The organism is Arthrobacter sp. Y3223164, assembly GCF_059091005.1.
In genome coordinates this window covers 1-6,064 of the sequence record NZ_JBNHGF010000160.1, presented here as the reverse complement: position 1 = coordinate 6,064, position 6,064 = coordinate 1, and the positions used below count along the sequence as shown (strand labels likewise).

Annotated in this window: 5 protein-coding genes and 1 pseudogene; 2 read left to right on the top strand and 4 right to left on the bottom strand. The window is 67.2% G+C overall.

Annotation, left to right across the window (positions count from 1 at the left end):
* Positions 1-202 precede the first annotated feature (202 nt).
* The 4 genes from bcp to AC5RUJ_RS09485 all read right to left on the bottom strand — a co-directional run bounded on the left by bcp (position 203) and on the right by AC5RUJ_RS09485 (position 4,370).
* Positions 203-667 carry a thioredoxin-dependent thiol peroxidase gene (gene bcp, locus AC5RUJ_RS09500; protein ID WP_494127649.1) on the bottom strand — a complete coding sequence of 155 codons (465 nt, stop codon included), beginning with the start codon at positions 665-667 and terminating at the stop codon, positions 203-205.
* A 172-nt stretch (positions 668-839) separates the two neighbouring features.
* A complete protein-coding gene (locus AC5RUJ_RS09495; protein WP_494127648.1) occupies positions 840-1,805 on the bottom strand; it encodes a PDR/VanB family oxidoreductase in 966 nt (321 codons plus the stop codon).
* A 125-nt stretch (positions 1,806-1,930) separates the two neighbouring features.
* Positions 1,931-3,610 carry an HAL/PAL/TAL family ammonia-lyase gene (locus AC5RUJ_RS09490; protein ID WP_494127647.1) on the bottom strand — a complete coding sequence of 560 codons (1,680 nt, stop codon included), beginning with the start codon at positions 3,608-3,610 and terminating at the stop codon, positions 1,931-1,933.
* The gene (locus tag AC5RUJ_RS09485; RefSeq protein WP_494127646.1) at positions 3,588-4,370 is read right to left on the bottom strand and encodes an IclR family transcriptional regulator; all 783 of its coding nucleotides are present in this window, start codon (positions 4,368-4,370) and stop codon (positions 3,588-3,590) included. Before AC5RUJ_RS09485 ends, AC5RUJ_RS09490 begins: the two co-directional genes overlap by 23 nt.
* Before the next feature lie 170 nt (positions 4,371-4,540).
* Here AC5RUJ_RS09485 and AC5RUJ_RS09480 point away from each other — a divergent pair, with 170 nt between their 5' ends.
* Together AC5RUJ_RS09480 and AC5RUJ_RS09475 are read left to right on the top strand one after the other, a co-directional pair.
* Positions 4,541-5,749: a cytochrome P450 gene (locus tag AC5RUJ_RS09480; protein WP_494127645.1), complete on the top strand. Its 1,209-nt coding sequence runs from the start codon at positions 4,541-4,543 to the stop codon at positions 5,747-5,749.
* A 74-nt stretch (positions 5,750-5,823) separates the two neighbouring features.
* A pseudogene (locus AC5RUJ_RS09475) lies at positions 5,824-6,064 on the top strand (MFS transporter); the annotation flags it as partial.

The window sequence follows — 6,064 nt, the reverse complement described above, 5'->3', positions numbered from 1 at the left end:
CGGCACGGTTGACGGTGCGCACCGGCGGTGGCGGCGGCCGGAAGCCGGTCGACTGAAGCCGGCCTGACGGCTCCGGTTCGGGCGCACGCTCCGGTTCGGGCGCCTGCTCCGGTTGTTTAGCGGAGCAGGCGCCCGAAACGGAGCGACGACGGCGCCAGCCAAGCACCGCCGTCGTGCTTGGAGTGTTGGGAAGTCCCCGGGACTAGACCCCGAGCGTTTCCCGCAGGCGGGCGACGTGGCCCTTGGCGTCCACGTCGTACTCGGCGTGCTTGATGGTTCCGTCGGGACCGATCACGAAGGTGCTGCGCAGCGTCCCGGTGAAGACCTTGTCGCCGAAGGCCTTGTCGCCGTAGGACCCGTACGCCTTGGCCACGGCGAAGTCGGGGTCGGACAGCAGCGGGAACGTCAGGCCCTCGGCGTCGCTGAACGCTTGGATGGCCTCGGGGCCGTCCGGCGAGATGCCGATGACGTCGTAGTTGGCGGCCTGCAGGGAGTTGAGGCTGTCGCGGAAGTCGCAGGCCTCGGTGGTGCAGCCAGGGGTGGCGGCCTTGGGGTAGAAGTAGACCACCACGTTCCCGCCGGCGTAGTCGGACAGCGAGACCTTCTTGCCGTCGGCGTCGGAGAGGGTGAACTCGGGGGCGGACATGCCGGGCTGGAGCTGGGACAAGAAGATCCTCTTTCGTGGGAGGTAACAGTGGAAACCGTGCTTTCGTCACCGAGTCTAATGGCGAGGCCGGCCGGAGCATGCCGCTGCCCCATCAATGCGTGAGGCATCGAGCGCTCCGGATATGGTCAAGTGTTGGACGCCGGCCAGGGCGGGGCGGAAGCTCGGGGCCGGCTCAGATATCCAATACCAAGCGCCCGCCCTTGCAGCGCGAGACGCAGATCATCATGGTGTCCCCGGCCGCGCGCTCCTCGTCCGAGAGCAGGCTGTCCCGGTGGTCGGGTTCGCCGGATATGACCGGGGTCTCGCAGGTGCCGCAGATGCCCTCGCGGCAGGAGTTCAGCACGGGAATGCCAATGTCCATCAAAGCCTGCAGGATGGTGGTGCCGGCGGGGACGGTGACCTCGGTGCCGTCAGCGGTCTCGACCACAAATTCGCTGTCTGCTTCCGCCGCGGCCGGGACGGGGGCGGGACCGGCAGCAAAGCGCTCAAAGTGGTACCTGGCCGGATCCGCCCAGTCCGCGGTCAGTTGTTCGAGCGCGCCCAGCAGCGGAGCGGGTCCGCACGCATAGACGTGGGCGTCGGCGTCGAGTTCGGCCAGCAGCGGTTCGAGCGGGAAGAGGCCGGACTCGTCGTCGGCGTGGAAGCGGACGCGCTCGCCGTAAGCGGCCAGTTCGTCCTGGAAGGCCATCGAGGTGCGGCTGCGGCCTAGGTAAACCAACGTCCAGTCCGCGCCGGCGGCCTCGGCCTGCCGAACCATCGCCAGGATCGGGGTGATGCCGATGCCGCCGGCGATGAACAGGTAGCTGCCGGCCGGTTCCAGGGCGAAGTTGTTCCGCGGGCCGCGCACCTGCAGCTTGGTGCCGGGCCGCAGCTCATCATGAATCCAGGCCGAGCCTCCGCGTCCGGCCGGTTCCCGCAGCACGCCCAAGCGCCAGAAGTCGTCCTCCGGCCGGGAGCAGAGCGAGTACTGCCGCAGCAGCCCGTTGGGCAGCAGCACATCCACGTGCGCACCGGCCTGCCAGGGAGGCAATGCCTCGCCGCGGGGATGCTGTAGCCGCAGTGCCACCACCGAGTCGGAGGCGGGCTCGATCCGGGTGACCTCGACGTCGAAGAAGCCGTCGTGCGGTGCGGTTTCCATGCAGGTGTCTCCTTGTATTGTGCCCGGCGAACGCCCGTGGCAGGGGGCTAGCGGGCGCTTCCTGTGTTCCGAAAAGGCCGGCTCCGGCGGCCTATTCCCACCGCCGGGCCGAACGGCTTCCCAACTTAGGCCGAGCCGGATAGCACCTCATTGACCGCAGTGACGACGGCGCCGCCGTGGACGAGTTCCCGGGCGGTGCGGACGCGCGGGTACATCACCACGTCCCTGTTGATGTGGTCCACCGCCCGGCCGTCGGCCGACCTGGACGAACGGACCATCTCCAGCACTGCCCGGCTGGCCGGTGCCAGCGTGGCGGACGCGGTCTCCGGCTTGGCCAACCGCAGTTCCAGGGCCTGGCAGGCCATGAGAAGTTCGATCCCCACCACGGTCTCGATGTTCGCCACGACCTGCCGGGCGTGCCTGCCGGCGTTGTTGGCCATGGAGACATGGTCCTCCTGGTTGGCGCAGGTGGGGATCGAATCCACACTGTCCGGATGCGAGAGGGTCTTCGAGTCTGAGACGAGAGCAGCGGCCAGGTACTGCGGAAGCATGTAGCCGCAGTCCATGCCGGTCTGCTCGCTGTCGATCAGCATGTCCGGCAGCCCGCGGTTGAGGGTGCCGTCGTCAAGCCGGAAGAGCCGGCGCTCGGTGATGTTCCCGATCTCGGTGACCACAATGGAGATAAAGTCCGCGGCGAAGGCCACGTATTCGGCGTGGAAGTTGCCGCCGGAGACTGCCTTGAGGGAGCGACTGGCCGGCAGCGCCGGGAAGATCAGCGGATTGTCGGTGGCGGCGTTGATTTCGTTGCCGATGATCCCGGCAGCGAACTCCAAAGTGTCCTTGACCGGGCCGAAGACCTGCGGCACGCAGCGCAGCGAGTACGCGTCCTGGGGCGGCTGGCGCACAGGGTCGGCCTCGGCGCTGCCATCGACCAGGGAACTGCCGGCCAGCAGTTCCCGGATTCGGGCGGCCACCTCGATCTGGCCCTTTTGGCCGCGGGCTTCATGCAGTTCGGCGATGAAGGCGTCGCCGAAGCCCATCAGCGCCTCGATGGTCATGGCGGCCGTAATCTGCGCGGTTTCCAGCAGGTTCTGCGCGTCGAACAGGGCAAGAGCCGCCTGGGCGCAGGAGAAGGAGGTGCCGTTGAGCAGTGCCAGGCCGTCCTTGGCGCCCAGCGGCAGCCGGTCCAGACCGGCGGCGGCCATCGCGTACTTGCCGCTGGTTATGGCGCCGTCCAGGAAAGCCTCGCCGGAGTCCAGTTCCTCGTCTTCGCCGGCGTGCGGGCGGGTCATCACAATGGCCACGTGCGCCAGCGGAATAAGGTCCCCCGACGCGCCCAGCGAGCCGTACTCGGGGATGGCAGGGCAGACACCGCGGTTGAGCATTTCCGCCAAGGTGGTGACGATCTCCGCTCGGATGCCGGAGTGGCCCTGGACCAGGCTCACGATCCGGATGAACATGGTCGCCCGCACCACTTCCTCGTCCACGTAGCGGCCGACGCCGGCGGCGTTTGACAGGACCAGCCGGCGGGACAGCTCCGCAGTGTCGGAAGCCTCGTCGAAGGCCCTGCGTCCGGCGAGGGAACCGAAACCGGTATTGATGCTGTAGATCGGCGCGGTAGGGTGGCCAGCTTCCATCTGCTCCACCACCGATCCGAGCCAAGCCCGGCTCGGTTCCATCCGGGCCAGCGCCTCGTCGGAGATCTCCACCGGCCGGCGGAACCGCGCCACCTGGATCATATCCTCGAGCGTAGTGCGGCTAATCCCCACTACGACGGGGGTTTCAGTGACGGTCTGGGTATTCATCGGCGATCTCCCTGGTTGATTGGAAACTGGTCGTGGACTCGAGCGATTCGGTGAGGTTCCGGGCGGCGCAGCCCAAGGCGTTGAGCGCGGAATTGATCCAGGCTGTGGTGCCGCAACGGCTTTCGGGGCCGGCGACGTTGAGCGAACAAACCACCTCGCCGCGGCAGAAGACCGGCACTGCGACGGATACCGAGCCCGAATCGAGCTCGCCGCGTGAGACGGCGCGGCCCGCGGCGCGGATCTGCGGCAAGGCCGCCTGAACCTGCTCGGCCGTCGGAGTGTGGTCCGTGAACCGCGGCAGCTGGCGGTCCAGCACTTGGCGGACGACGTCCTGCGGTGCCCAGGCCAACAGGATCCGCTGCCCGGCCCCGGCATGCAGCGGCAGCATTTCGTTAATGGCGAAGGTGTATTTGAGCGACTTATCCGGCTCCACCCGTCGCAGGCACATGGCCTGGGTGCCTACCCGGATGATCAAGACGGCCGTCTCGCCAACCGCATCAACCACATCTTTGAGCACTGCCGTGCCCACCTCTGCGAGGTGGGACTGAACGTGGTGCCGGCCGGTGAGTTCCAGCAGGGCCCGACCGGGCCGGTAGCGCCCCCCGTCTTCCTGGACGAAGCCGCGGTCCTTGAGCGTTTTGAAGTACCGGTAGGCGGTGCTTTGCGGGATGCCCAGCTTGCTGGCCACCGCGTCGATGGTGGCATCGCCGTCGGCAGCGACCTCGGCCAAAATGGCCAGTCCGCGCTCGAATGATGTCAACCCAACCTCCTCACAGACCTTCCGGCATCCAGGGCACTCCAGCGATGCTCCACCGAGGCTGGCCCCACCGGCAATTGCCATTCTCACATTATGAGAATGGAATTCCGCTTCAGTCTCAAAACACCGCTACCTTGAGGCCATTCCCTGCCGCAACCTGAGTGAGGCCTCCAATGACAACCGACTTGCCGGTGGCAGCAGCCCCCGCCATTTCCGACGATCCGTATTCCGACGCGAACCTGACCGACCCGTATCCGCTGTTCGAGCGGATGCGCCAAGCCGGACCTGGGGTGTGGCTGGACAAGTACGGTGTGCCGGCGTTCACCCGTTTCGGTGCGTGTAAGGACATCCTGGACGACCACGCCACCTTTATTTCCGGTGCCGGCGCGGGGCCGAAAAACCTGCACCACGAACCGTCATGGCGTCCGCAGGGCATCATGGAGTCCGACCCGCCCCTCCACACCGCCATGCGCCAGGCGATGGCCGGCGTGATCTCCCCCAAGGGGACCCGGGCGCTGCGCGGGCAGTTCCAGGAATTCGCCGACGAGCTGGTGGAGCAGGTGCTGCAGCTACGCGAGTTCGACGCCGTGACCGACTTCGCTCAGGTCTTCCCGCTGCGCGTATTTGGCGACGCGGTGGGAATTCCCCGCGCGGGGCGGGCCGAGAACCTGCTCGCGCTCGGTGCGATGAACTTCAGCACTTTCGGCCCGGACGACGAGCGGTCCAAGGAGTTCTTCCGCCTGGGCGCCGGCACTAATGACTGGGCCATGGCCAATACAGCCCGGGAGCGACTGGCGGAGGGAAGCTTGGGGGCACAGATCTGGGACTACGCCGACCGCGGCGAGATCACCGAAGCCCAGGCCGCGCTGCTCGTGCGGGCCATGCTCTCGGCGGGGCTGGACACCACCATCTTCTCGATCGGCAACACGCTGGCTGCGCTGGCACAGCATCCGGGGGAGTGGGCCAAGGTCCACGAGAATCCCCGGCTGACCAAATTCGCCATCGACGAGGCCTTCCGGTACGAGTCACCCTTCCAGTCCTTCTTCCGCACCACCAGCCGCGATACTGTCTTGCACGGTCTCGAGCTGGCGGCCGATACCAAGGTGGCGGTCTTCGTCGGCGCGGCCAACCGCGATCCGGAGCACTGGGGACCCGACGCCCACGAGTACCGGATTGACCGGCAGGCCGGCGGTCATTTGGGATTCGGCATGGGAATCCACCAATGCGTCGGCCAGCCTATCTCGCGGCTGGAAATGGACGTGCTGCTGACCACCCTGGCCAAACGTGTGAAGACCATCGAGTTCACCGCCGAACCCGTGCCCTTCCTGCACAACACGCTGCGAGGCTGGCAATCCATTCCCGTGCGCATCATTCCGGCCTAAGGGGGCGGACTGCAACCTCGGGAGGGGACCGTACAACTCCTGCCGGCGGTGGCCTCCGGCATAGCATCGAAGGCGTGAGTAGCGCGGAACAGCCCTGGGCAGGCCACCCGAAAGGCAGCCCGGGCTACCGCAACATGCTCCTGGCGCTGCTCTTCGGCGGCTTCGCCACGTTCGCCCAACTGTATTCGGTGCAGGCGGTGCTGCCCGGCATCGCCCGAACCTTCCAGGTCAGCGCGGCCGACGCCGCGCTCAGTCTTTCCGCCGCCACCATCGGCCTGGCCCTGGCCGTCATGCCCTGGTCCGCGGTGGCGGACC